The organism is Paenibacillus glycanilyticus (assembly GCF_051200795.1).
GTDB lineage: Bacteria > Bacillota > Bacilli > Paenibacillales > Paenibacillaceae > Pristimantibacillus > Pristimantibacillus glycanilyticus.
This window is the reverse complement of the sequence record NZ_CP195155.1, coordinates 4,384,875-4,411,514: the sequence shown is the minus strand read 5'-3', so window position 1 is coordinate 4,411,514 and position 26,640 is coordinate 4,384,875. Positions and strand designations below refer to the sequence as shown.

Genomic DNA, 26,640 nt, shown 5'->3' with positions numbered 1-26,640 from the left:
AGGTAAAATTGTCCATTAAATGGCGATTTGTACCCCCGAAATCGGGAATAAGGTACGCTCAACGACCAAGATGTACCTACCTTGCCGGACGGGGGACCGCTACAATCGGTTGTACGGTAAGCGTTTTCATATACAGGGACCGCATTGGAGATTACCTCTACATAACATGCGGGCGGCGCTGCCGAATAACTTGGGTAAAGGGGATGCAAAGATTGAGCGTTAAAGCAAAACGCCGGAACAGGGCGTGGATGGGGATACTGCTGGTGGTCGCCGTCCTGGCGCAAATCGGCTTCATTCCGCCGCGGACGAACGTCGCGGAGGCGGCCGACAACGGCTTGGCACAGAAGCCTTACATGGGCTGGAGCAGCTACAGCATGCAGGTGTACGACGGTCCGTCGGGCAACTGGATTTCGGAAGATAAAATTAAGCTGATGTCCGATACGATGCATGAAAAGCTGCAGTCGCATGGCTATGAATACATTAATATCGACGCGGGCTGGAACGGCAGCATGGACGAATACGGACGGCCTGTTCCGAGCACGGAGAAATATCCGAACGGCTTCGAGAATCTTATCGATTACGTGCATGCCAACGGGCAGAAGGTTGGCATCTATATGATTCCCGGCATTTCGCCGGATGCGGTTGAACGCGACCTGCCGATCTACGGAGCTCCGGGCTGCACAATCGGCGACATCGCCGTGAAACCTTATAAATACGGCGATTATTGGAATCTCGGCTACAAGATCGATTTCAGTAATCCGTGCGCGCAAAAATGGGTCGACTCCGTTGCCGATCTGATTGCGTCGTGGGGCGTCGACTTCGTCAAGTTCGACAGCGTGACGCCTGGCTCCGGCCATAACGACGAGAGCATCGATGCGCGCGGCGACGTTAAAGCGTGGTCCGAGGCGTTAAGCAAGCACGGCATCTGGCTGGAACTGAGCTGGGCGCTTGATCATAACTACGTGGATTATTGGAAGAAATATGCCAACGGCTGGCGTATCGATTGGGACGTTGAGGCGTACGATCCGAATATCGGCATGACGCAATGGGCCAACATTGCGAGGCTGTTCCCTGGCGCGGCGCTGTGGTGGCGCGACGCCGGACCCGGCGGCTGGAACGACTTCGATTCCCTGAACGTCGGCAACGGCGAAACGTCGGGCTTGACGAAGGACGAACGGCAGACGGCCGCTACGCTGTGGGCCGCTTCGGCAGCGCAATTTTATACCGGGGACGATTTAACCAATCTGGATGATTACGGCTTATCCCTTTATACGAACGATGAGGTAATCGCCGTCAACCAAGCGGGTCATCCGATTCACCCGGTATCGATGGATACCGATCAGCAAGCCTGGTACGCCAATAACGGTGACGGCACGTATACGGTGGCGTTGTTTAATCTGGGCAGCAAAGGCGCGCGGGTTGGCGTAAAATGGAGCGATATCGGCCTTAGCGGCACCGGTTCGATCCGCGACCTGTGGAGCCATAAGGAAATGGGCAGCTCGGCAACCGGCATTGATCCTTTATTCCTCGAGCCGCACGCATCGCGCCTGTTTAAGGTGACGGTGCAAAACGGGACATCGATCGTTAACGATGACGACACCGGCATGAAATATACGGGAGAATGGACGCGCAACGGCGGCAACGAGCTTGTGCGCGACGCACAGGACTTGTCCGTTGTCGTCACGGATTCGTCGGGCTCGGGCAGCGGCACTTCCGTGGACACGGGCGCCGGCACCGGCGGCGATTCCGGCTCTGCCGACGGTTCGTCGGGCTCGGAAGAGGCTGCGGCTTCCTCCTATACGGTTACGATCAACGATGATGATCCGTCGATTGCTTACGCCAACAAATGGGGTCACAGCACCGGGCGGTCCTTCGGCGATTACATGGGCGACGTGCATTACGGCGAGCCGGACGGTTCGGAGCCGGAATTAACGTACACGTTCGAGGGTACGGGGATTGAGCTGCTATCGGAGCAAAGCACCAGCAGCGGCAAGATTGATATCTATATCGACGGAAATTTCCATTCGACGGTTGATTCCTACGGCAACGACCAGGTTGGACAGCATTCCGTATTCAGCGTGGCGGATTTGCCGCAAGGCACGCATACGCTGAGGGCAGTCCGGAATGCCGGCGGCCAATATTACTTCCTTTTCGACGCGTTTAAAGTCACCGCGGATACGCTGCTCGGCAGCCCTTCGGCGACAAGCTTCAATAAGGACGCGCCGGCTGATATTACGATTCCGCTGAATCTCGGCGCAAGCTCCTTCACCGGCATCAGCAACGGCACCGCATCCCTGCAGTCGGGTACAGACTATACGGTATCAAGCGGCGTCGTGACAATCAAATCGTCTTATCTGGCGCAGCAGGCATCCGGTCAATCCGCGGCTCTCAGCTTCAAATTCGCGGGAGGAGCCGCACAGACGTTGTCGGTAGCCGTTAGCGGAACTTCTATTAGCCCGGTATCGGCTTCGTTCGATAAACGCCCGGCAGCTCAGGCAGACCTTGCGGTTACGCTGACGCTAGGCGACTCTAACGAGCTGACCGGAGTTAAGAACGGCGCAAATGCTTTGACAGCAGGAACGGATTATACGGTTGACGGAAATGTTGTCCGTATCGCCAAATCCTATTTGGCATCGCTGCCGCTTGGGGACGCAAGCTTGTCGTTCGAATTCTCGGGCAGCAGCCCAAGAACGTTTTCGCTTACCGTTCTTAATTCGGCTTCGCCCGGCCGTTATGTCTTCGTAAACAACGACGACCCGGGCATCCGTTATACGGGCAGCTGGAACCGCAGCAGCGGCCGCGGTCTCGGCGACTACAAGGATGACGTGCAGTGGACGGAAAATAACGATTCCTTCTTCACGTATACGTTCCAAGGTACGGGGATCGACTACATTACCGAGGTTGACGAGGGTCAAGGCAACGTCGAAATCTACATCGATGGTGTCAGCCAAGGCAATGTAAGCACGTACGAAGCGGGTGCTCACAACGCTCCGCAGCGGACCGTGTATACGGTTCGCGGCTTGACAAACGGCTTCCATACCATTAAAGCCGTGAAGAAATCAGGAAAGTTCATGCTGCTCGACGCGCTGCGCGTACAGCTGCCGGACCTGATCGATGTCTCCTCGACGGACTTCGCGAAGAACGCGCCGGCTGACGTCAGCGTTAATCTGCTGGCAAGTCCGGACAGCCTGAGTGGCATCTATAACGGGGGAGCGGCGCTTGTTCGCGGCACTGATTACACGATTGATGATCATGTGTTGACCATCAAGCTACAGTACTTGGCCGCTCAGCCGGTCGGAACAACGAAGCTGACGCTCCGCTTCCGGGGCGATTACGGCGACGACGCGCATGCGTCCGCGGCGGAAGGAGCAGCCTTCTCCTATACGTTTAAAGGCACCGGCATCGAGCTGCTGTCGCCGGTTGGACCAAAGCAAGGCGAGATGGAAGTCTATATAGACGGCGAGCTGAAGAAGACGGTTAACGCTTATGCGGACAGCCGCGACTCGCAAGTAAGCCTGTACAGCGTCTCGGGCTTGACCGCGGGTTCGCATACGATCCGCGTCGTCAACAAGTCCGGTGAGCTGATGCTTGCCGACGCCTTGCGGTTTACCGCTGCGGAAGCAAGCGTGCCGCCGGTATCCGGAGGCGGAGGCAATGCAACTCCGCCAGTTGAACCTGCAGCGCCAAAAGTTATTCGCACGACGCAGCCGGACGGCACGGTGCGCGATGAGCTGACGCTGGCTGCCACGGAGGCAAAGGCACTGATTGACGCGCGCAAGGCATCGGGAGCAAGCGCCTTGAAGCTGGTGGTGCCGGATTCGAAGGGCCAAGCGGCAGAGACAGCCGTGAAGCTGGATGCGGAAGCGGTCAAACAGCTTGCAGCCAGCGGACTTGATCTGGACATTGACGTGTCCGGCGCGAAGATCCATGTGCCGAACGCCGTATTGAAAAACGTGAACACGGAGGTACACTTCGTCATTTCGCCTGTTAACGAGAAGAAGGCGCAGCTCGAACGCCGCGCCAATCTGTCCACGGTTGTTTCCGCAGCCGTCAAGGACAGCAAGATAACGCTGATCGGCATTCCGGCTGATATTGACACAAACCTGCCGGAAGGAGAGACAACGCTTGTGCTGCCGCTTCCAGCCGGAGATTGGAGCTCCGAAGCGCTTTCGCATATTGGCGTCTTCATCGAGCATAGCGATGGTACGGTAGAATACAAGCAAGGCACTGTTGTTGATGTTGAAGGCGGCAAGGGCATTCAATTCAAGAACTCGAAATTCAGCACATTCGCGCTTGTGAAGCTGGGCGAAGCTTCGGGATCGGCTTCGGCCGCATACATGAATGGCTTTGATGGCAATCTGTTTAAGCCGGAGAAGGCGATTACCCGCGCGGAGATGGCGACCATTCTGTCGCGTATTGCGCAGGACGCCACGGTAGGAGAAGATAGCCGCGCTTATAGCGACGTCAAGCAAGGGTACTGGGCAGCGGATGCAATCCGCAAAGCTACGGCAGCCGGTTTGATGAACGGTTATACCGACGGTACGTTCCGTCCGGAGAAGGCGATTACGCGTGCCGAGATGGCACAGCTTGCCGTGCGTCTGGCCGGCGGCGGCTCCAAATTAGGTGCAGGCTTCGCGGATACGACAGGTCACTGGGCGGAGCAAGCGGTGAAAGCAGCCGAAGGAGCCGGTTACATCAAGGGTTACGCCGACGGCATGTTCCGTCCGGATCGCACGCTGTCTCGAGCCGAAGCCGTTGTTGTAATTAACCGTTCGCTCGGCATTACCCCATCCGGCAGCGGAGCTTCTTCCTGGAAGGACGTTCCGGCAAGCTATTGGGCATACGGCGACATTGAAGCGGCATCCATTCAAAAATAAATCATAAAAGCAGAAGAAGAAGAAGCATCGCTTTCCGTTTTCCGGAAGGCGATGCTTCTTTTGCATATGAACTGGAGCAACCAAACAAGGTTTGCTAAGAGGCGCCGAATTGACATACAAATGTTCATTTTAGATTACCTTGGATTCCATCCATTAAAATTGCCGGTTTGGATGCCGTTTCCTCGCCTACGTTGGAGTTTCTCCAGTAAAATTCACCTAAAATCATCAAAAAGATTAGATGGGAGCCCCTACGTTGGATGAAATCCAACATAGGGGCTAAAAGCATAGGGGAAGAGGCTGTAGATTGGATAAAATCCAACCTAGGATGTGAACAGAAGCTTAAAGGGAGCTGCCTCATGATACAGCTTATTTCCCATAGGCTCACCTCACCTCAACTCGACAGGAATAACATGCAGTTTCACTATAGGCGCACGAAAAGGGGAGAACAATCGTACAATTTTGCCCGGTTTGACGGGACCTTCTACTATTTTGCCGGGTTTGCATTATCTTGATTTGCGCGTGCGGCAAGGCTTTTAAAGGGCTTTCTCAAAAATGTCCGATTGGCGGAAAGGCAAGGAAGGTTTAATAATGAGGTCATGCGATGCAACCCATACTTGGAGGTGACCTCAAATGAAGCAGGCGGCTGCTCCCGGCCAAGCAGAACGGATGCAGGCGACAACCATTCGTACAAGAACACGACCTAACGTGCTGGCGAGACTCAAGAAAGACAAGTGGCTGTACTTGCTTTTAACTCCAGGCCTGTTATATTTCATTATTTTCAAATACGTACCCATGTGGGGCGTGCTGCTGGCGTTCAAAAACTATCAACCCTTCCTTGGCTTCTGGAAGAGCGATTGGGTGGGACTAGAGCATTTCCGGGTGTTCTTCACGAATCCCGAATTTTTCATGCTTCTGCGAAACACTTTAATACTTTCCTTGTACAATTTGGTGTTTTACTTCCCGGCGCCTATTATATTAGCTCTTCTATTAAACGAGCTGAGGCTGGCGTTTTTCAAAAGAATCGTACAAACTCTGATCTACATCCCGCATTTTATATCGCTTGTTATCGTAGCCAGCTTGACGTATGTCTTTCTGACGACCGAAGGCGGCGTGATTAACGAGTTTCTATTCAAGTATACGGGTGCCAAAATCGATTTTCTCGCCAGCCCGGACTGGTTCAGGCCAATGATTATTATGCAGACCATCTGGAAGGAAACCGGATTCGGCACGATTATTTTTCTGGCAGCGCTTGCGGGGGTAGATGTCGAGCAATACGAAGCGGCAATTACGGACGGGGCGAACCGGTGGAGGCAGCTGTGGCATATTACGCTTCCTTCGATCCGCAGCACGATTATTATTTTGCTGATTCTGAGGATGGGGGACGTGCTTGACAACGGCTTCGAGCAGATCTTCCTGATGCTGAACCCGCTGAATAGGGAGTCTGCCGAAGTGTTCGACACCTATGTCTATATGATGGGGATCACGCAAGGGGCGTTCAGCTATAGTACGGCCGTTGGTTTGTTCAAAGCGGTTATTGGGGTCACGCTTGTGCTTGGAGCGAACTGGCTGGCCAAACGTTTTGGACAATCCGGCATCTATTAAAAGGCTGGAAGGAAGGAGGGATTAGCCGTGGCAAAACAATACAGAAGCGCATCCGGGACCGCATTCGATATAACGAACGTGATCCTGCTAAGCGTCATCAGCCTGCTGGCCGTGCTGCCTTTTATCTACATCATAGCGGGATCCTTCGCATCGGATGCGGAATTAACGAAGAGAGCCGTGTTCCTCATCCCGAAGACGTTCACCACCGCGGCTTACCAGTTTATTTTTTCGACCGATACGATTCTGCAAAGCATTAAGGTGTCTCTCTATGTAACGGTAGTGGGCACGGCAGTGAATCTGTTCTTTACGGTGACGATGGCTTACGCCTTGTCCAAGCGTAATCTGATGGGGCGAAATACGGTGCTTAACCTGATCGTATTCTCGATGCTGTTCGGCGGAGGACTTATTCCGACCTATCTGGTTGTCCGCGATCTTCATCTGCTTGATTCTTTTTGGGCCTTGATGCTCCCGGGCGCGATCAGCGCTTTTAACTTGATTATCGTGAAAAACTTTTTCCAGGAGCTGCCCGCCGAGCTGGAGGAGGCCGCCAGGATTGACGGATGTACCGAGCTGGGACTGCTGTGGAAAATCGTCCTGCCGCTTTCGATGCCGGTGCTTGCGACCTTTACGCTTTTCTATGCGGTAGGGCATTGGAATAACTTCTATTCCGCCCTGCTGTACATCAACGATCCGCAGAAATGGCCGCTGCAGGTGATGCTCAGACAAATCGTGCTGCTCTCGCAGACGGCCGCCGGCGACATCAATTCCATGGATCCGAATTTTGTGGCACCGCCGGATCAATCGATCAAGATGGCCGTTATCGTTATTGGCACTATTCCGATTCTGCTCGTCTATCCGTTCCTTCAGAAGCATTTCGCTAAAGGGGTCTTGATCGGTTCGGTCAAGGGGTAATGCGGATTGCGATATAACAAAAAATGAAAATTAAAGGGAGGCATCAGTAAAGATGAACAAAAAGACGCAAAAATGGGTAGCAACGGCAGCTCTCGGAACATTGGCCATGACAGCGATTGCCGGCTGCAGCGGCAACAAAGAAGAAACGGCCAAGCCGGAACAATCGGCAAGCGCGACGGCAGCCGCCGCAGCCACAACCGAGGCGTCCGCCGAGAAGCCGCTGGACATCAGCATCATGCTGCCAATCTTCAAGACGAATTTTCCTAAAGACGACGGTCCCGTCGTCACGGAGATTGAGAAGAAGACGAATACGAACATTCATCTGGAATGGGTGCCTAACGCCTCCTACGGAGATAAATTCAACATCACGCTAGCTTCAACGAAGCTTCCCGAAATTATATATGTGCCAAGCTCGAAGGATCCAAGCTTCGTAAATGCAGTTCGTTCCGGAGCTTTCTGGGAGCTTGGCCCTTATTTGAAGGATTATCCGAATTTGAGCCAAGCGAACGAGGTCATCATGAACAACTCCTCCATCGACGGCAAGAACTATGGCATCTACCGCGGCCGCGCCCTTGGCCGCAACGGGATTGTCTACCGCAAGGATTGGCTGGAAGCGGTTGGCCTTCAGCAGCCGAAGACGATCGATGAATTCTATAACATGCTGAAAGCGTTTAAGGAGAAAGACCCGGACAAAAACGGCAAAGACGATACGTACGGCATGGTGCTGGTAAAATGGACCGGCGGCTGGGCAAGCGCCTTCGATACGATCAAGCTGTGGTTCGGCGCGCCAAACAAATGGGGGGTTGCAGACGGCAAGCTGGTGCCGGAGCATCAGACGCCAGAATATTTGGAAGCTCTTAAATTTATGAAAAAGCTGTACGACGAGAAGCTGATCAACCAGGACTTTGCGGTATTCGACTCCGCGAAATGGGTAGATCCGGTCGTTAACGGCCAGGCCGGCGTTATTGTTGACGTAACCGATACGGCCGGACGGATTGAAGATAAGATTCACGCGGCGCTTGCCAAGGAAAACAAAGATAATCCGGATGCCCAATACATGGACAATATGATTGGCGTAACGGGAGCGGACGGCAAGCTAAAAGCGCTGCCGACATCGGGCTTCGCAGGCCTGCTGGCGATTCCGAAAGGGACGGTCAAGACGGAGGAAGAGCTGAAGCGCGTGCTGAAGTTCCTGGATCAAATGAATGATGACGATCTGACGACATTGGCCGGGTACGGTATTGAAGGCAAGCATTATACGCTGGACGGAGAGTTTATCGTGCCTACCAAGGATGCTGCCCTGCTGGAATCCGAGGTGGAAGGCCTTAACCAGATGCTGCCGTTCATCCCGGCTGGCCGTGGGCGCGTCGTGCAGCAAACGCCGTTACGTCTGCAAACGACGGAAATTCAGAAGGAAGCCGAGCAATACATTGTTGCCAACCCGGCTGAGCCGTTTATCTCAGACGTCTACTCGCAAAAGGGCCAGCAGCTGGACAACATCATCAACGATGCGCGCATCAAGTTTATCGTCGGTCAAACCGATGAAGCGGGTCTGATTGCGGCCTTCGAGACATGGAAGAAATCCGGCGGCGACGATCTGGTGAAAGAAATGAACGAGCTGTACGCAGCCTCCGTGAAATAAATAAGCTGACCGTTAGCACCCATCAAAAATTCCTTCGGGAGGATGGGTGCTTTGGCATGACCGGAAAAAACTCTGAATTTCGTACAAAATAGTCTGATTTTCATGCTTCCCTTTTTTTGGAATCTATTATAAGGTCAACTTTATAACCGAAAGGAATGGGGGAATAGGATGCTCCATGGAAAGAAAATTTGGCGGAACCGCACGGATTCCGGCAAAGGACGCTTTTTTAGAAAAAGCTTAATTATGATTTTCATCGTTTCCGGCATTCCCGGACTTATTATCGGAGGACTTATCTATTGGATGGCCGGCGGCCGGGTAGAAAGCGAGCTGCTGCAGCTTCACTACCAGCAGATTGAACAACGTTCCGAGCAAATGGATGATCAGTTAAGCAACCTGGAGCTTCTGCTTTCCCACTGGGCATTCGACAACAAATTCGACTATAGCTTAAACGGACTTGATTTTGTCCGCGATTTCAAGAGAACCGACGATATAACAAAGACGCTGATCGCCATGCAGGGCTCGAACGCTTTGGTCAAGAAAGCCGAGCTGTTTGTTGGCGGGAAGAGCCAAGTATTGTTTAATCCTGAATATACGCCGCTGCAGGATCAGAAGGATTTAAGCCTATACAGCAAGCTGATACACGGTAAAAACCTGACCTATTGGACCCAGTGGGCGTTTGATTCCGAACATCCGGATCAGAAGGACCTGACGCTCGTGCACCATATTCCGGGCGGAAGTCCCAATCCGTTTGGCGTGCTGGTCTTCCGGTTTGACAGCGACAAGATTGCCAGTCTGCTTCAGACGATGACTCCGTATTACGAAGGCGAAGCGTTCCTGCAGCAGAAATCGGGAGACCTTTTTGTTTCCGCAAACGGAAGCGCTTCCAACGATTCGTTCGTGGAGGCGCTTCGCGAGAGAATCAATGGCATGAAGTCGGAGAAGGGCTCTTTTTTCTTCGACTGGAAGGGTTCGACCTACACCGTGTCTTACGGCAGCCTGTCGAGAATTTCGGATGAATGGCTGTACGTCTCGGCCTCTCCGATCAACAGCATCATTGCGCCGGTGATGTTTATCTCCAAGCTTGTTATTACGGTAAGTCTAATCGCCTTGCTGCTGGCGGCTTTGTTATCCTGGCTCGCTTCCCACCGGATCTATTCGCCGGTAAAACGGCTTGCGAACCTGCTTGGGGGTTATTCGGGCGGAGCCGCATGGACGGGCAAAGAGGATGAGTTTGCCCTTATCGAGCAGCAATATGAACATCTTCATAAGGAGCGGCTCGAGCTGAACTCGAAGCTGGCGGAGCAGCTTCCGCATGTGAAGGAAAGCTTCCTGCATCAGCTGCTGCAGGGTTATCTTTATGCGTATTCGGAGGAAGATTTGCTGCGCCGCATGGAAAAGTTCAAATGGGAGGTGCGCGGCCGTCATTTTGCCGTCTTGTTTATCCAGCTGAACGGAATCGCGAACATGGACGAAAAATTCCGCAGCGGAGACGAGGGGCTGATCACGTTTGCGGCCGTTAATATGATGAAGGAGCTGGCGTCCAAGCATTTCGAGCAAAGCGACACGCTTAACTTTCATGATTTAACGGCAGGAATTATGCTCTTTATTCCGGAAGGCGGCTCGTATAAGCAGGCGGTTGAAGCCTTCAGCGAGGAGCTGACGACTTCGGTGAACCGGATTCTGCGGATGAGGGTAACTCTGGCGGTCAGCCGCCAGACCGCCTATATCTCAGATCTGCCCAACGAGTTCGAGCGGGTCAAGCAGGCGGTCAGCTACCGCAATTGCGATAATGCCAACCAGATTATCGACATGGAGCAGGGCGTGTTAGGCGGCGAGGCTTGGGCCGAGCCGCAGTATCCTTTTACCTTGGAGCGGGAGCTTATCCAGGCACTCCGCACGGGCAAGGAAGAAGAGGCAAGCGAGCTGCTTAGCTCGTTTGTTGGAGCGTTATCCTGCGCCGGAGCCAAGGAAATCGACGTGCAGCAGGGGATGCTCCATCTGCTCGGAAATATTCAGCATGTCATCATGGTATCCGGCGTTAATCCGAACAGGCTGTTCCAGGGCGTTAATCTGTATGAGCAGCTGTCCCAAATCCGGGAGCCGAAGCGGATGCTTGGCTGGTTCAGGGATAAAGTGCTTGCTCCTTACCAGAAGGAGCTGACCTGCAGGGCGGGCTCCGAGGTTAAACGGCTGATCGAAGCGGCGATGATCTATATGCAGCAGCATTACAGGCAGGATATTTCGCTGGATAACTGCGCGGAGCATATCGGCACCAATCCGTTTTACCTGAGCAAATCGTTTAAAGTGGTGACCGGAAAAAACTTCATCGACTATCTGACCGAGCTTAGAATCGAGAAAGCTAAGGAGCTGCTGCGGGAATCGGAGCTAAAAATCAATGACGTAGCCGAGCAGGTCGGTTACCAGCACAGCTACTTCAACCGGATTTTCAAGAAGCTGGAGGGCATGACGCCAACCAGCTACAGAGAGCAAAGCCAGCACCTGTAAGCAAGATCGTGCAAACGTTGCAATAATGTGCAAACCGTCTTTTGGCCCTTCCGCAATATTGTCTCATTGAGCGTTAATCCGCCAGCTTCTACAATGTGGCCAAACGACAAAGGAGATGAGTGCAAATGGCGGCTAAAATTCAGTTGCACAGCTTATCGTCAAATCAGAGTATAATGCCGGTCGGGATGACGTGGGGAATTCCGTGGAAGGAAGGCGAGCTTGGGCGGGACGAGGCTTTGAGCCTTACAACCAGCTTGGGCGTGCCCGTGCCGATGCAGCACTGGGCGACCGCCTATTGGCCGGACGGCAGCGTAAAATGGTCCGCTCACGCAGCGGTAAGCGCTGACAGCGGTCCGGAAGCTTACAGCTTGACGAAAGGGGAAGCAGCAGCTGCCCCTTTAACGGTTAAAGTGACGGAGACGGATGATGAGGTTCGACTGGATACCGGTGTCATCGTCTGTACGCTTGGCAAGCAGGGCAGCAGCTGGCTGCGCGGGATTGCCCGGAATGGAGTAGAGCTATGCAGCGGCGGAGAGCTTGTTTGCATAAGGGAGAGCGCAAGCGAAGTATCCGGCGTCCGGACGTTCCGGCAGGAACCGTTTGAAAGCCGGGTACACCGGTTAACTATTGAGCAGGAGGGTCCCGTGCGCGCGGTTGTAAAAATCGACGGCAGGCACCGCGCAGCCGCCGGTTCGCGGGAATGGCTTCCTTTTTCCATGAGACTCTACCTGTATGCGGGTCTTGAGACGATCCGGATTGTGCATACGTTTTTTTACGACGGCAACCCGAACGAGGATTTTATTAAGGGACTTGGCGTTCGCTTTGCCGTTCCCATGAGAGGCGAGCAATATAACCGTCATATCCGTTTCTCGGGAGACAACGGACTATTCGCGGAATCTCCGAAAACCCTTCATACCCGGAGAACAAAAGGGAAGTACCGTGAGCTGTTCGAACGGCAGACTGCTGGGGCAAAAGTCGGCTTCGATCCTTCGGATGACGCGTATTTCCTTGGCTTGCTGGATGATTCGGCGACATGGGACGGCTTCAAGCTTATGCAGCAGTCGTCCGAGCATTACCGGATCTGGAAAAGAACCGGCGAAGGCTGCAGCTGGGTAAAGGTCACGGATGGCCACCGGGCGGGCGGACTTGCATTCGTTGGCAGCGAAGGGGGCGGACTTGCCTGCGGGCTGCGCCATTTCTGGAGAAAGCATCCTTCGGGCTTTGAGGTTCATGGAGCTGCGGGGGACGAGGCATCGTTTACCGCATGGTTATGGACGCCGGAAGGCGAGCCGATGGATATGAGGCATTACGATACGAAAACCCATGTGGAATCGTCCTATGAAGGGGCGGAGGAGCTGCGCGCAACGCCATACGGTATCGCCAATACGAATGAACTGATGCTTTGGTGTACGGAGGAAACGCCGGGGCCGGAGCTCCTGGAGTTCATGCGGCAGGAAACGGATCATCCGACCCTGCTTGTATGCGAGCCATTCTATTACCATGAAGCACGAGCTTTCGGAATATGGAGCCTGCCGGATCATTCGACCGAAGAAAAGCGGCAGCTTGAAGCGAGGCTGGACGGCATTATTGCCTTTTACCGGAAGGAAGTCGAGCAGCGCAAATGGTACGGATTGTGGGATTACGGCGATTACATGCACAGCTACGATCCGGTTCGGCATGTCTGGAATTATGATCTAGGCGGCTGCGCTTGGCAGAACACGGAGCTTGCGCCCAACATGTGGCTGTGGATCATGTTTCTTCGAACGGGCCGGGAAGACATCTTCCGGATGGCGGAAGCGATGACCAGGCATACAAGCGAGGTAGACGTCTATCATTTCGGCGAATATGCCGGTCTTGGCTCGCGCCATAACGTCGTCCATTGGGGCTGCGGCTGCAAGGAGGCGAGAATCGGCATGGCCGGCCTTCACCGTTACTTTTATTATCTGACGGCGGATGAGCGGATCGGGGATATGATGAACGAAACGAAGGATTCGGATTTTACAACCGTTAACCTTGATCCGATGCGGTATTACTTCCCGAAAGACGAGCATCCGACCCACATCCGGGTAGGTCCCGACTGGGCAGCCTTCAGCTCGAACTGGATGACGCAATGGGAGCGTTACGAGAGTGCGGCTTACCGGGACAAAATATTGGTCGGCATTAACAGTATAAAAGGCGCCAATTACCGCCTTATCTCCGGCCCCACCTATGGCTATGATCCAAAGACCGGTGTCTTGACGCCTATGGGCGACGATAACTGGGGCCGTCATCTGGCGATTTGCATGGGCGGACCGCAGGTATGGTTCGAGCTGGCCGGCATGCTGAAGGATCCGGAATGGGAAGAGATGCTCGCGGAGCTTGGCGTTTATTACAACAAGACGCAGGAAGAGAAGGATAAGCTGACGAAGGGCCATATCAGCACAACGCGCTTCGAGCATCCGGTGCTCAGCGCGGCGATTGTTGCTTACGGCGCTTATTACAGGAAGGATGAAGCAACGGCCCGGCAATGCTGGGACATTTTGCTTGGCAATCCGTTTGCGGCCGTGAATCTTCAGGAGGAGGCCGCGACGGTTGCTCACCTTGACGTTCTGCAGGAAATCGACTGGATAAATACGAATGAAGCAGCCCAATGGTCGCTGAATACGATTATCGCCCTGGAACTGATCGCAGAACATCTGCCTAAGCTTCGGGAGCAATCTCTAAGGAGTTGACTTGACGATGACAACAGCAACGACGGCAAGAAGCATGCTGATTCCGGCAGGATGGAGAATGATTTATAATAACCCGCTCTGCTCGTCTGAGGACGTATCGGATTTCCGGATGGAAGGGGATGCAGCCGTCACCTTCCCGATGGGGCGCATGCGCCTTGAAAGCACGCGTGACCCCGAAGAGGGACAAGCAGCCAATCTGGTGTTCTGGTGCCCGGAGCAATTCCCGCCGGATTTCGTAGTCACGTGGGATTTCTGGCCGGTCCGCGAGCCGGGGCTGGCTATTCTATTTTTTTGCGCGGCGGGAATAGAAGGACAGGATTTATTTGATTCCGGGTTAGCCGGTCGCAGCGGCATTTATGACCAGTATCATCACGGAGATATTAACGCGTTCCATGTGTCCTATTTCCGCAGGCGCCACGCGGAGGAAAGAAGCTTCCATACCTGCAATTTGCGGAAAAGCTACGGCTTCCACCTCGTTGCGCAAGGCGCGGATCCGATCCCGGATGCGGCCGATGCGGAGGGGCCATATCGGATGCAGCTGCTCAAGCAAGGGCCGTATGTGCAATTTGCCGTAAATGATCTATTGTTATTCAGTTTTAAGGATGACGGCACCACTTGGGGGCCGCTGCTTGGGAAAGGCAAGCTGGGCTTCCGCCAGATGGCACCGCTTATCGCGGAATACGGAAATTTGCAGGTGTATGCCCCGTAAGGGAAACATGCGATAGAAGCGGGAGGTTAAAGCAATGGCGATTGTGATGTGTTTCCCGGAAGGAAGGCATAAGGCGCTCACGCTTAGCTACGATGACGGGCGGTTCGCCGACCGGCGTCTGGTCGATATTTTTAACCGGTACGGGCTGAAGGGCACATTTCATCTTAATTCCGGTCTGCTTGGAACAAACGACCGGATTGGGGCGGGCGAAGTCAGGACGCTGTATGCCGGGCATGAAGTATCGGCTCATACGTTGACTCACCCGACGATTGCCCGGTGCCCGAATGAGCAGATCGTATACGAGGTCATGGAGGACCGGCGTAATCTGGAGCGTATTGTTGGCTACACAGTCCGTGGAATGTCTTACCCGAACGGATCCTATAACAAAAGAATCAAGGAGCTGCTGCCCGGTCTTGGCATCGAATATGCGCGTGTTGTTCCCAGCACGGGACATTACGGCATGCCGGATGACTGGTACGAGTGGCAGCCAACCTGCCATCATAACCGGGATCTGATGAAGCATGCGGAGGAATTCGCCGGACTTCAAAAATCGCAATATTTGTACCTGATGTATGTGTGGGGCCACAGCTACGAATTCGACAGCGACAATAATTGGGAGCTGATGGAGCAGTTCGGACAATTCATCGGCGGTAATCCGGCGATCTGGTATTGCACGAATATGGAGCTGGTGGATTACGCGAAAGCTTTCGAAGGGCTGAAGTTTGCGGCTGACCTCAGCGTTGTCTATAATCCTTCCGCCATCAGCGTGTGGCTAAAGGTTGACGCCGAGACGGTGGAAGTGAAGGGCGGACAGCAGATTGCGTTGTAGTTAGCGTTATGGAATCTAATATTGTTGGGAGGCAAGAGGATGTCATCCGTATCCACTAAGGAGCCTTATTTGTTAAGCACCATAGATCTGCAAGCGGCGGGGGCAAACTGCAAAGTGCTGCTTGGCGACCTGAACGGCGACGGCCGGATGGAGCTGCTGCTGGTACAGCCGGATAACCGTCAGGATGTCCGATATATTCCCCATCAGGTGCAATGTCTGACCGCTTATGATCTGGAGGGCCATCTGCTGTGGCAGACCGGCAAGCCCGATCCCGGAGCGGGACGCCATGGCTCGGATTATCCGGCGCAAATTGCGGATATCGACGGGGATGGCAGGCTAGAGGTGCTGTGCGTCATGGATGACCGGCTGCATATTCTTAACGGGCAAGACGGCTCGGTTCGATCAACCCATGAGCTGCCTGATCCGCATGCCCACGACTGTATCATTGTCGCAAATCTTACAGGTGGCACGTTTGCCGGCGATCTTATCTTGAAGGACCGTTATCACCGTCTGTGGGCGCTGGACCGTGAGTTCAAGCTGTTATGGACGCATGAGGGGAATCCGGGCCACTTCCCGTGGGTCTACGATCTGGATGGCGACGGAAGGGATGAGGTCATGGCCGGCTACGATCTGCTCGATCATGACGGCAAGCTGCTGTGGAGCTGTCATGATCTGGACGATCACGCCGACTGCATCTGGGTAGGCGATGTGAACGGGGACGGGGAGCCCGAGCTTGTCATCGGCGGCAGCGTAACGGTTATGTACGACCGGCATGGCAAGGAGCTGTGGCGTTATGAGGGGTCCGTTGAATCGCAGCATATCGCGCTGGGCCGGTTCCGGACCGATCTTCCGGGTCTGCAGATCGCCGGGCTGGACCGGCTTGTCCGGGAGGATGACGGCAAAGGCCTGGTCGGCAAGGACGCTTTGTTCCTGCTGGACAGCGAAGGCAAGGAGCTGTGGAAGGAAGACCGGAAGACGCCGGGCTGGCTGACCATTATTGAACCGTTAAGGGGCTGGACGGAGGATGCGCCGGACTATATTCTGGCTTACCGGCGCGGAGGCGGTATATTCCCAACCCTGTACGATGGGTCTATGAATCCGGTGGTACAATTCCCTTCCGAAGGGTATGCCGTCCACGCGGACTTATGGGGGAGCGGAACGGAGCAGGTCATTATTTATTCGAATGACATGGCCTCCATTTATTCCAGCAAGCAAGTGAAGCTGAGCGAATGCGTAACCGATTCTCCGCTGCCGCAGCCCAAACGGCTGTCCAGCTCAACCTTGTATCCCGGCGGAGAAATAAAGTAGAGGAGCTAGAAACGAAATGACGCGAAACTATCGATTTGATTTTGGCACAGGCACCCCGGCCGAGGGCTATACGAAGATTACGCCGCAATCCGTCTATGATTCCTTTACGGGATACGGCTTTACCCGGACGGACCGGATAAATGCGAAGGACCGCGGCGAACCGGGAGCCTTGCGCAGAGATTTCTGCATCCCGCTCGATACGGCTTTTTTGCTCGATGCAGAGGACGGCATTTACCGCGTCTCTGTCCTGCTGGGCGATGAAATCGCGGAGACCGAAACAACGATCAAAGCCGGTCAGGGACGCCTAATGGTGCATAAGCAGCGGACAGCTCCGGGCAGCTTCTCCCGGATCAGCTTTTCGGTATGGGTAACCGGCGGGCAGCTAAAGCTCTCATTCTCCGGGCTTGCGCCTCGCATTAACGCGATGGAGGTGGAGCCGGCGCCGCAAGCCTGTACGATATTCTTAGCGGGAGATTCGACGGTGACGGACCAGCCGGATGACGGTTATCCGTACGCGGGCTGGGGACAGATGCTTCCGATGTTCGTGAAGCAGGACGCGGCCGTAGCGAATTATGCCTTATCCGGCCGCAGCTCCAAAAGCTTCATCAGCGAAGGCGTGCTGGATCAAATCTGGAGCCGCGTAAAGCCATACGATTATTTGCTTATTCAGTTCGGCCATAACGACCAGAAGTTTGACGAAGAGCGTTATACGGAACCTTTTACCACTTACAAGCAGACTCTGAAGACCTATATCGACGGGGCGAGGGAGCGGAAGGCGATTCCGGTTCTGGTCAGTTCCGTGCAGCGCCGCTTCTATGAGGAGGACGGAACGCTCCGGGATACACACGGGGATTATTTGACGGCGGTCAGGGAGCTGGCAGCCGAAGAGGAAGTACCGTTAATCGATTTGGCGAAGGCTAGCAAAGCCTTATTCGAAGCACTAGGCCCGGAAGAGACCAAGAAGCTGTTCATGTGGCTGGCCCCCGGGGAATTTATGAACTTCCCGGACGGCACGGAGGATAATACGCATTTCCAGCAGCTTGGCGGAATCGAGATCGCGAGACTGGTCTACGAGGAGTTAAAGGCGCTGAAGCTGCAGCCCCTCATGCTTTATTTAAGGTAACAGGATTTGAAATTTTTGAAATTCAACAAGTTTTGACAAAAATATCTCGAAAAACGACTGGAGTTAAGAAGAAAGTTGGTTGCCAATTGATGGGGAAAACAGTACAATTGGGGCAATGAAACCGCTTTCTTCTTTTTTGTTTGGAGAAGTCCCGCTGGATTTCATATTTTTATGCCTATCATGAAACGGGTTTCATGAAACCGGTTTCCGAAACAAGGGGGGAGCTCGCAGGCTTTGCCAGTATCATCCGCGTTTGATCGTACTCTAATCTATTTAAAGGAGCGAAAAGAAAGTGCGGAAAAAACCGATTGTTTGGCTTTTACTGCTGTCATTAGGTGTTTCCTTGTTTAACTTTACGCCGATTCCCAAGGTGTCGGCAGCATCGGCTATCGATTTTCAAGATCATTTTACGGATGGGGATTATTCAGTTGATCCGGAGTGGACGGTTACTTCCGGTACATGGGCGGTAACGGCCGATCCGGCTGACGCAAGCAATAAAGTGCTTAGCCAGACCGATACGGGCGAAGGCATTATTACGACGGGAGATAACTGGACGGATTCCACGGTATCCATGCGGTTCTATACGGGAGCCGGCGGTGCTTATCCGGGCATATTGGCCCGCGTCCAAGACTATAAAAACTTTTACTATTTCCAGATGCAGGCTGCAACCGGGCTTACTCTGACCAAGCGGGTCAATAATACGGATGCCACGATTAAAGGCTCCACCGCTTATACGCTGAGCAAAAATACCTGGTATACGCTGAAGCTTATGCTTATCGGCAGCTCAATCAAAGCTTATATTGTGGAGAACGGAAAGGATAAGCTTCTGTTTGACGCAGTTGATACAACGTTTGCGAGCGGGAAGATCGGCATCCGCAATAAATGGCAGTCGGTTCAAGTGGATGACGTTATGGTTGCGGATATCCCGGCAGCCAATTCAACCGTCATTCAATCGGATGAGAAGACCAGCTCCTCCGTTTCCTTGAAATGGGATGCGGTAAACGGAGCAAGCAGCTACAACGTATACCGTTCCACAACTTCCGGAAGCGGTTACAGTTATGTGGGCAACACTGCTGCAACCAGCTATTCGGACACAGGTTTGAGCTCGGATACGGATTATTACTACAAGATCGCTTATTTGTACGGGGGGCTTACCGAGTCCCAGTGGTCGCCGGAATTTACCGTGAAGACCGTAGGGGTAGCGCCGGCTGCGCCAGCCAGTCAGACCGCTACGGCGGTTAACTCTTCGAAAATCAATCTGAGCTGGGCTGCCGTTGCCAAGGCAACCGGCTACAAGGTGTACCAGTCTTCGAATGGCGGTACGTCTTATGAGAACATTTACGACGGGACCTCATTAAGCTTCCAGGCTACAGGCCTGACAGCCGACAAAGCATATAAGTACCAGATTACGGCGTACAATGCCTTTGGCGAATCGGCGCCTGCATCGGTTCAAGCAACGACCTATGCATTTGACGCACCGGCTAACTTCAAGGCCGCGTCCGCAACGGATTCCTCGGTCACGCTGACCTGGGATGCATTGCCGGGAACAGCCGTTGCTTATTCCGTCAAGAGAGCAGCGAGTGCTACGGGAACCTTTGCCGAAGTGTACAACGGTACGGATACAACCTTCACCAATACCGGATTAACGCAGGGCACGGGTTACTTCTATACCATTAGCGCAGTCGTAGACGGCGTTTCCTCCGCCGTATCCGATTTGCTTGGAGTGAGCGCGGTTCGTACATCCTTAACTCCGGGCGCACTATGGGCAGATACAACCGGCAATCCGATTGACGCTCACGGTGCAGGCATGATGTACGACGAGAAAACGAAGAAGTATTACTGGTATGGGGAATACCACAAAGGCGGATGGCCGGCTGCAGGCGTCCGGGTATACTCTTCTACGGACCTCATGAACTGGAAAGACGAGGGCATGGCTCTTACGTTAATCAATTCGATGGATGATTTCACGAATGACCCTCTGATCTCCAAGCTGTATGAAGGCAGAACGGATACCGTTAACATATGGGCGGATATCCGTAAAGGACGAATCGTTGAACGTCCGAAAGTCATATACAACGATGAAACGAAGAAATACGTCATGTGGGCCCATATCGACGGAGATAAGGATCCTTACAATAACAGCGCCAATTACGGCAAAGCTCAAGCGGGCGTGGCCGTAAGCGATTCGCCAACCGGACCGTTCGTCTACCAGCGAAGCTACCGGATGGATCAGGCACCTGCCGGGGAGATCGACTACCAGCCGGGCAACCCGGGTATGGCAAGGGATATGAATCTCTTCAAGGATGATGACGGTACCGCGTACTTGATTTATTCGAGCGAAGAGAACCTGACGATCTACATCTCCAAGCTGATGCCGGATTATCTCGATGTAACCGGCTGGCATAAAGACGGCAACGTGGACGAGAACGGAAACGCTGTCCGCGATGCTTCGTACAAAGCCGTAAACGGCGTTGACTATGTGCGGGTATTCCCTGGAGCCCAGCGCGAGGCACCAGCGATGTTCAAATATAACGGCCATTATTATTTAATTACTTCCGGCGCTACAGGCTGGTCTGCCAACCAGAACAAATATACGGTAGCGGATCATATTTTTGGACCATGGGCTCCGATGCAGGATCCGTTCGTCCGTACGTCAGCCAGCGACCCGGACCCGACGAAAGCTTTTAATACGCAATCGACGTATGTGATTCCGGTTGATCCGGAGAACGGTAAATTTATTTACGTAGGCGATATTTGGAACGGCGGCAACTTTGCCAATGACGGCGCTAAATATGTATTTCTGCCAATCGAGTTCGGAATGGGAACGGATATTGCGATTAAATGGTATGCGAGCTGGACACCGGACCTGCTGAATGCAATGGGTCAAGTGAACGTAACCACCAAGTTCCCTGAAGCGGTTAAGCTGGGGGAAGTGCCTAGCTTGCCAAGCCAGGTTGACGTCTTGGGCAAAACGGGAACCGTATCGACTCCCGTATCCTGGTCTATTAATTCTCATGCCCTTACGGCAGCGGACTTCGCGAAGCCTGGTCCAATAACGGTTCAAATGACGCTGCCGGAGTATTACAACAAGGTGCAGAGCGTCAAGATGTACGTCGTGCCGGACAACGCGCTGTATTTCGTAAACGCAGGCGGTTACGCGACATCCGATTACAAGCTGCTCGCTTCTTACATGCAGGATACATTGGCGAACAAAACGGTGATCGAGCAGGCTTATAATGCAGCCGATGCTTCGCCTTGGGGTTATCTTGGCGCAGATTCGATGCCATCCGGTTCGGCTGACGGGGATATTTTCTCAACGGTTCGTTACTTGAACGGCGGCAACGTATCCAACTCTCCGAAGGGTACGGACCTTGCTTATCAGTTCTCCTTGGAGAATGGTTCGTATGATGTGTATTTGGGCTTTAACGATCCGTGGACGAATACGAGCAGAAAAGCAAACTTGCTCCTGAATGATGAATTGAAAGGCGCCGTTACGTTTACACCAAGCAATACAATGGCATTTACAGGCGTGAATATTACGAACGGCTCGCTCAAAATTACGGTTAGAAATACGGCTGCGCAGGACCCGATGATCAGCTGGATTATGATTGTCGATCCGGATTTGACGCCAGCTGCCGATGCAACAATGGGCCTTACGGCAACAGCGGCATCTTCGACCAGCGTGAAGCTTGCCTGGAACAAAACGACCGGTGCGCTTGGTTATAACCTGTACCGTTCGGACAGCGAAGACAGCATTTTTACGAAAGTGTACAGCGGTACGGCCGGCACTTACACCGACAGCAGCCTTCCTTCGGAGCATACCTATTTCTACAAGGTTGGCGTGATTGACGGAACCGGCACGGAGTCGGCCTTGTCCACCGTGCAAAATGTTACGATTGCCCGCACGGTGAAAGAAATCGCGGACGGTATTACGGCGATTACGGCTCCAGCCAAGGATGCCACAACGCTGACGCTGCCTGGAGTGCCTGCAGGTTATTCCGTTGCCATCTTGTCCTCGGATAACGAAGTGATCGGAACGGACGGCGTTATTACGCCGCCGGCAGCAGAAACAACGGTTAATCTGGTGCTTCGCGTAACAAGAACGGCGGATAACACGACAGCGGACACGGCTTCCATTGCGGTGATTGTACCGGCCAAATCGAGCCAAAACAATTCCGGCAGCGGCAGTAATTCCAGCTCCTCAACCGGGCTGACGCCAGTCGTTACAACGGATCTGGCAAGGCTTACGGTGAACGGAGTGATGGATTCGTCTACCAAAGTTGTGAAAGGTTCCGTAACAAGCGACGACCTGGCGAAAGCCTTCGCGCTTGCCCCGGTACTGCGGGACGGCAGAAAAGTAGTCGAGATTGAACTGCCGAAAGTGGCAGGAGCGGAAGCGTATGAGCAGCAAATTCCGGCCGGCATGCTCGGACAACTCGAAGAATCGCAAGAGATTCGGGTAAAAACGCCATTTGGCAGCGTAATGCTTCCGGCAGGCATGTTTACGTCCGCGCAGCTTGGTTCCGCCCAAAACGTAACCCTTCATATTGGGCCTTCAAGCTCTCTGGCGGAAGGAAAGCCGGCTGTTGATATTCATTTGCTGGCGGACGGCAAGCCGCTTGGCTTCCATAATGACCATGTTCAAGTTCTTGTAACCATTCCATACACGCCTACGGCAGGCGAAAATCTGGATCATCTCGTCATCCTGTACGTGAAGGAAGACGGCACGACAGAGTCTGTGCCAAGCGGCTATTACGATCCGGCAGCTGGCGTTATGGTATTTACAACGGCGCATTTCAGCAAGTATGCCGTTGCGTTCGTGCACAAGACCTTTAATGACCTGGCTGCCGTACCTTGGGCCAAAGCACAAATTGAAGCTCTGGCATCCAGAGGAATTATCAAAGGGACTTCGACCCAAACCTATTCGCCAAATGCGGCGATTACGAGAGCAGATTTCATTCAGCTTCTTGTATCTACGCTTGGTTTGACAGCCGAAGTAGATTCAAACTTCGCGGATATCCATACGACCGATTATTACTATCAGGCGGCAGGCATTGCGAAGAAGCTAGGCATTACGAACGGCATTGGCGAGAACCGTTTTGATCCGCGCGCAAGCATCAGCAGACAGGATATGATGACGTTGACAGCCAAGGCGCTGGTTACGGCTAAAAAGCTGTCTGCGATGAACGGTACAGCTGCTGATATCAGCGGTTATGCGGACTCCGATCAAGTAAGCGCGTATGCGGCAGAGAGCATCGCTACCCTTGTTAAGAACGGCATCATTCAAGGGTCGGGAAGCCAATTGTCTCCTCTGGCGACAACAACAAGAGCGGAAGTTGCCGTTATGCTGTATAACATTTACAAGAATTAGAGATTAAGCGAGGACAATCCGGGAGCAGTCATTCTTCCGGATTGTCCTTTTCTACGCAAAGGCTGATATAATAATGCTAGATTAAAGGAGGTGTTCGATACGTATGCCGGATGTCGTCTTTTACCGAGAACAGGCACTTCCGTTTCTTGAGGCTAAGCGATGCAGGAAGAGTGATTTTGCCTACCAGAAGCATTTCCATGAAGAGTATTCCATAGGGCTGATCGATACCGGGGAGACCCACGCATGGTGTGACGGAACGATGCACCTTGTGGAGGAAGGCCGCATGATCAGCTTCCCGCCAATGATGCTTCATGCCTGCCATCCGGAAGAAGGAGCGGACTGGAGCTATAAAATGCTGTTTATCAAGCAGGATTGGCTTCAAGGGCTGAAGCAGCGTGAGCTTGACCGGCTGCATATTCCTTTTCTGCTGGAAGAGGGCAAGAACAAAGCATGCCGGATCCGCATCAACCGGACTATGGAAGCTTTAGCGGGTGAAGGATCTCCGCTTGAGATCGAAACCTCGCTGATCGAGCTTATCGAGGCGGTAGTCAGCCGGAATGCTTCCGACTTTGCGCATCAGCGCCGCAGAACCAGACAAGACCGTAAATACGTCAATTTGGTCAAAGAATACCTGCATGAGCATTATACCGAAAAGATTACTCTGGACGAACTGGAGAAGATGACGGATATCAGCAGATTTCATCTGATCCGGTTGTTTAAGCAATCGAGTCATCTGCCGCCTCATGCTTATCAGAACCTGCTACGGATTAATCACGCCAAGACGGAGCTTATGAAGAACCGGCGGGCGATAGCGGATATCGCGGCGGAAGCGGGCTTTTATGACCAAAGCCATTTCTCCCGCACGTTCAGCAAGATTGTCGGAGCTACGCCGCAGAAGTACGCGTTATCGCTCTAGAGAGCAATTTTATACAATACGGTCACTCTCTTATCTCTTAAAATGAATGCAATTCGGAAAAAGGGAGTGGCATCATCAACATGAATCAACATATGGAATTGGAGCAGCAGTTAACAACAGCCTTAAAATCTATCGCACGCCGTTTGGATTTGAAAGCTTACGTGGAGCAGAACCCGCAGGTCAATCAGATTTTGCGTCATGCTGCGTTAAGGTATGTGGCGGGAGATCGTCTTCCGGAAGGATTGGAAGCCGGAAAAGAGATTTTGAGAAGGGGTTATTCTCTTTCTATCGAATACATTGGTGAGAATACATCGGATGCCAAGGAGTGCGAACAAGCCGCGGCAGAGATGAAAGCGCTTATTCAGCAATTGAAGCAGTCGGGACTTCCTGGGCGGGTATCGTTTGATCTGTCGCATATCGGGTTAATGATAAGCCCTTCGCTTGCTTATGCCAACTTGACCGAGCTGGCGAGACAGGCGGAAGGAACGGAGATTGAGCTGTTCATCAGCATGGAAGAGTCGGGGAAAACGGATCCTATTTTATCCGTCTACAAGCAGGCTGCGGCCGAGTACTCCAGCATCGGCATTACCTTGCAGGCGCATCTCAACCGAACGCCTTCGGATTTGGCGTCGCTGACTTCGCCCGGCCGGATCCGTATCGTAAAAGGAGCTTATCAAGAACCGGATCATCTGTCGCTTGCACGGTCGCCCGAGCTGAATGAGCGTTATTTGAATCTAGTCGAATTGGCAATCCGTCAAGGCCATCAGGTCTCCATTGCTACCCATGACGATGCGATTATTAATGCCGTACGGGAGAGAGGCTTGTTATCAGGCTCTCAAGCAGAGCTTGAAATGCTGTACGGCATTCGTCCGGAGCTGGCTAAACGGCTGCGAAGCGAGGGGAATCCGATTCGCATTTATGTTCCGTACGGCCAAGAGTGGTACCTGTATTTGTGTCACCGGATTGCGGAATATCCGCCTAACCTGTATCAGGCTGTTATTGATATGGTAAGCGGTCAGGGAGTGAACAACAACTACTAGTATGGGAGCGTGTACGTAAATGGCATCTAACTTTCATCTGAACGACGGTTCTTCGCGTCCGCCAAGAATGGAAATCCAGCAGTCCTGGTGGGCGATGATCGGCCTTGGCGAGAACGGCAGGGAATGGACGATAGAGGAGAAGTTCGAGAAGATTGCCGAAGCCGGCTTTACCGGCATTAGCGCCACAATGCCGTCTGAACAGGAATATGAGCAGTGGCACCGTCTGCTGGACAAGCACCGGTTCAGCTTCAGCACGATTGCTTTTCCGGCGAATGTAAAGGACATTCTGGATACGCTTGAAGCCGCCAAACAATTCGGCCGGGTTCAGTACATCAATTCGCAGGTCATGGATGCCTTTGTTATTGGCGAGGAAGCCGTACAATTGCTGGAAGGACTCCTGGAAGCGTCTTCGGAAGCGGGCATTCCCCAATTTATCGAAACCCACCGGGGAAGAATCACGCAGGATCTGCTTCGGACGACCGATTACGTTAGAGCCTTGCCGCAGTTAAAGCTCATTATCGATTTGTCCCATTACGTTGTTGGCGGTGAGCTGGACGGCACGCATAACCGCTCGGAAGCCGAGTTTGACGTGCTGCTTCAGCGGACGGCCGGAATTCATGGCCGTATCTCCAATGGTGAGCAGGTTCAAGTGGATATGGTTAACGGCGACCATCCGATGGTTAAGCATTTCAAACGCTGGTGGCGCAAAGGGATGTTGAATTGGTATGCGAATGCCGTGCCTGGCGACATTCTCTCCTTTATCCCGGAGCTTGGTCCTCCAGGTTACGCGATTACGAGAGTGGTCGAGAACGGCCGCGAGGTCGAGACAACCGACCGCTGGCAGGAGGCTTTGCTGCTGAAGCAAATCGCCGAGGAATTATGGGATGAAGTTGTTGCCGAAGCGTCCAATCCGCAAGCCATACGGTAAAGACAAGAACGGCCTGCTATTGCAGGCCGTTTTTTTTGTGCCCGTTTTTACAGAAATGATCAATAAAAAAATTCGTTTTGCCGATCAGCTGAACAAATCATCAATCGCAATCCAGCTTTTGCCCATACCCATTTCGAACACAGTGATTCTATAATTTGGATGCTGGA

General features: G+C 53.2%; 14 protein-coding genes. All 14 read left to right on the top strand.

Features of this window, described 5'->3' with window-relative positions; all coding sequences use genetic code 11:
* The first annotated feature begins 212 nt into the window (after positions 1-212).
* Positions 213-4,877 (top strand): X2-like carbohydrate binding domain-containing protein, encoded by a 4,665-nt coding sequence (locus ACR9FF_RS20170; RefSeq protein WP_435164152.1) that lies wholly within the window; start codon positions 213-215, stop codon positions 4,875-4,877.
* 630 nt (positions 4,878-5,507) lie between these two features.
* Positions 5,508-6,479 (top strand): ABC transporter permease, encoded by a 972-nt coding sequence (locus ACR9FF_RS20165; RefSeq protein ID WP_373312710.1) that lies wholly within the window; start codon positions 5,508-5,510, stop codon positions 6,477-6,479.
* 27 nt (positions 6,480-6,506) lie between these two features.
* A complete protein-coding gene (locus ACR9FF_RS20160) occupies positions 6,507-7,391 on the top strand; it encodes a carbohydrate ABC transporter permease (protein WP_201001937.1) in 885 nt (294 codons plus the stop codon).
* A gap of 52 nt (positions 7,392-7,443) precedes the next feature.
* Positions 7,444-9,033 (top strand): extracellular solute-binding protein, encoded by a 1,590-nt coding sequence (locus ACR9FF_RS20155; protein WP_435164147.1) that lies wholly within the window; start codon positions 7,444-7,446, stop codon positions 9,031-9,033.
* Between the two features lie 168 nt (positions 9,034-9,201).
* On the top strand, positions 9,202-11,538 hold the full coding sequence (locus tag ACR9FF_RS20150) for an AraC family transcriptional regulator (protein ID WP_435164144.1): 2,337 nt from the start codon (positions 9,202-9,204) through the stop codon (positions 11,536-11,538).
* 125 nt (positions 11,539-11,663) lie between these two features.
* Positions 11,664-14,249 carry a hypothetical protein gene (locus ACR9FF_RS20145; RefSeq protein ID WP_435164141.1) on the top strand — a complete coding sequence of 862 codons (2,586 nt, stop codon included), beginning with the start codon at positions 11,664-11,666 and terminating at the stop codon, positions 14,247-14,249.
* A 7-nt stretch (positions 14,250-14,256) separates the two neighbouring features.
* The gene (locus ACR9FF_RS20140) at positions 14,257-14,958 is read left to right on the top strand and encodes a YesU family protein (RefSeq protein ID WP_317980079.1); all 702 of its coding nucleotides are present in this window, start codon (positions 14,257-14,259) and stop codon (positions 14,956-14,958) included.
* A 34-nt stretch (positions 14,959-14,992) separates the two neighbouring features.
* Complete coding sequence (locus ACR9FF_RS20135; protein WP_435164138.1) at positions 14,993-15,787, top strand: polysaccharide deacetylase family protein; 795 nt, start codon at positions 14,993-14,995, stop codon at positions 15,785-15,787.
* A 39-nt stretch (positions 15,788-15,826) separates the two neighbouring features.
* On the top strand, positions 15,827-17,095 hold the full coding sequence (locus ACR9FF_RS20130; protein ID WP_435164135.1) for a hypothetical protein: 1,269 nt from the start codon (positions 15,827-15,829) through the stop codon (positions 17,093-17,095).
* 16 nt (positions 17,096-17,111) lie between these two features.
* Complete coding sequence (locus tag ACR9FF_RS20125; protein WP_435164132.1) at positions 17,112-18,218, top strand: rhamnogalacturonan acetylesterase; 1,107 nt, start codon at positions 17,112-17,114, stop codon at positions 18,216-18,218.
* A gap of 292 nt (positions 18,219-18,510) precedes the next feature.
* The gene (locus tag ACR9FF_RS20120; RefSeq protein ID WP_435164129.1) at positions 18,511-23,589 is read left to right on the top strand and encodes an S-layer homology domain-containing protein; all 5,079 of its coding nucleotides are present in this window, start codon (positions 18,511-18,513) and stop codon (positions 23,587-23,589) included.
* 103 nt (positions 23,590-23,692) lie between these two features.
* A complete protein-coding gene (locus ACR9FF_RS20115) occupies positions 23,693-24,505 on the top strand; it encodes an AraC family transcriptional regulator (protein ID WP_435164126.1) in 813 nt (270 codons plus the stop codon).
* A gap of 80 nt (positions 24,506-24,585) precedes the next feature.
* On the top strand, positions 24,586-25,545 hold the full coding sequence (locus ACR9FF_RS20110; protein WP_435164123.1) for a proline dehydrogenase family protein: 960 nt from the start codon (positions 24,586-24,588) through the stop codon (positions 25,543-25,545).
* A 19-nt stretch (positions 25,546-25,564) separates the two neighbouring features.
* On the top strand, positions 25,565-26,473 hold the full coding sequence (locus ACR9FF_RS20105) for a sugar phosphate isomerase/epimerase family protein (RefSeq protein ID WP_435164120.1): 909 nt from the start codon (positions 25,565-25,567) through the stop codon (positions 26,471-26,473).
* Positions 26,474-26,640: the final 167 nt, after the last annotated feature.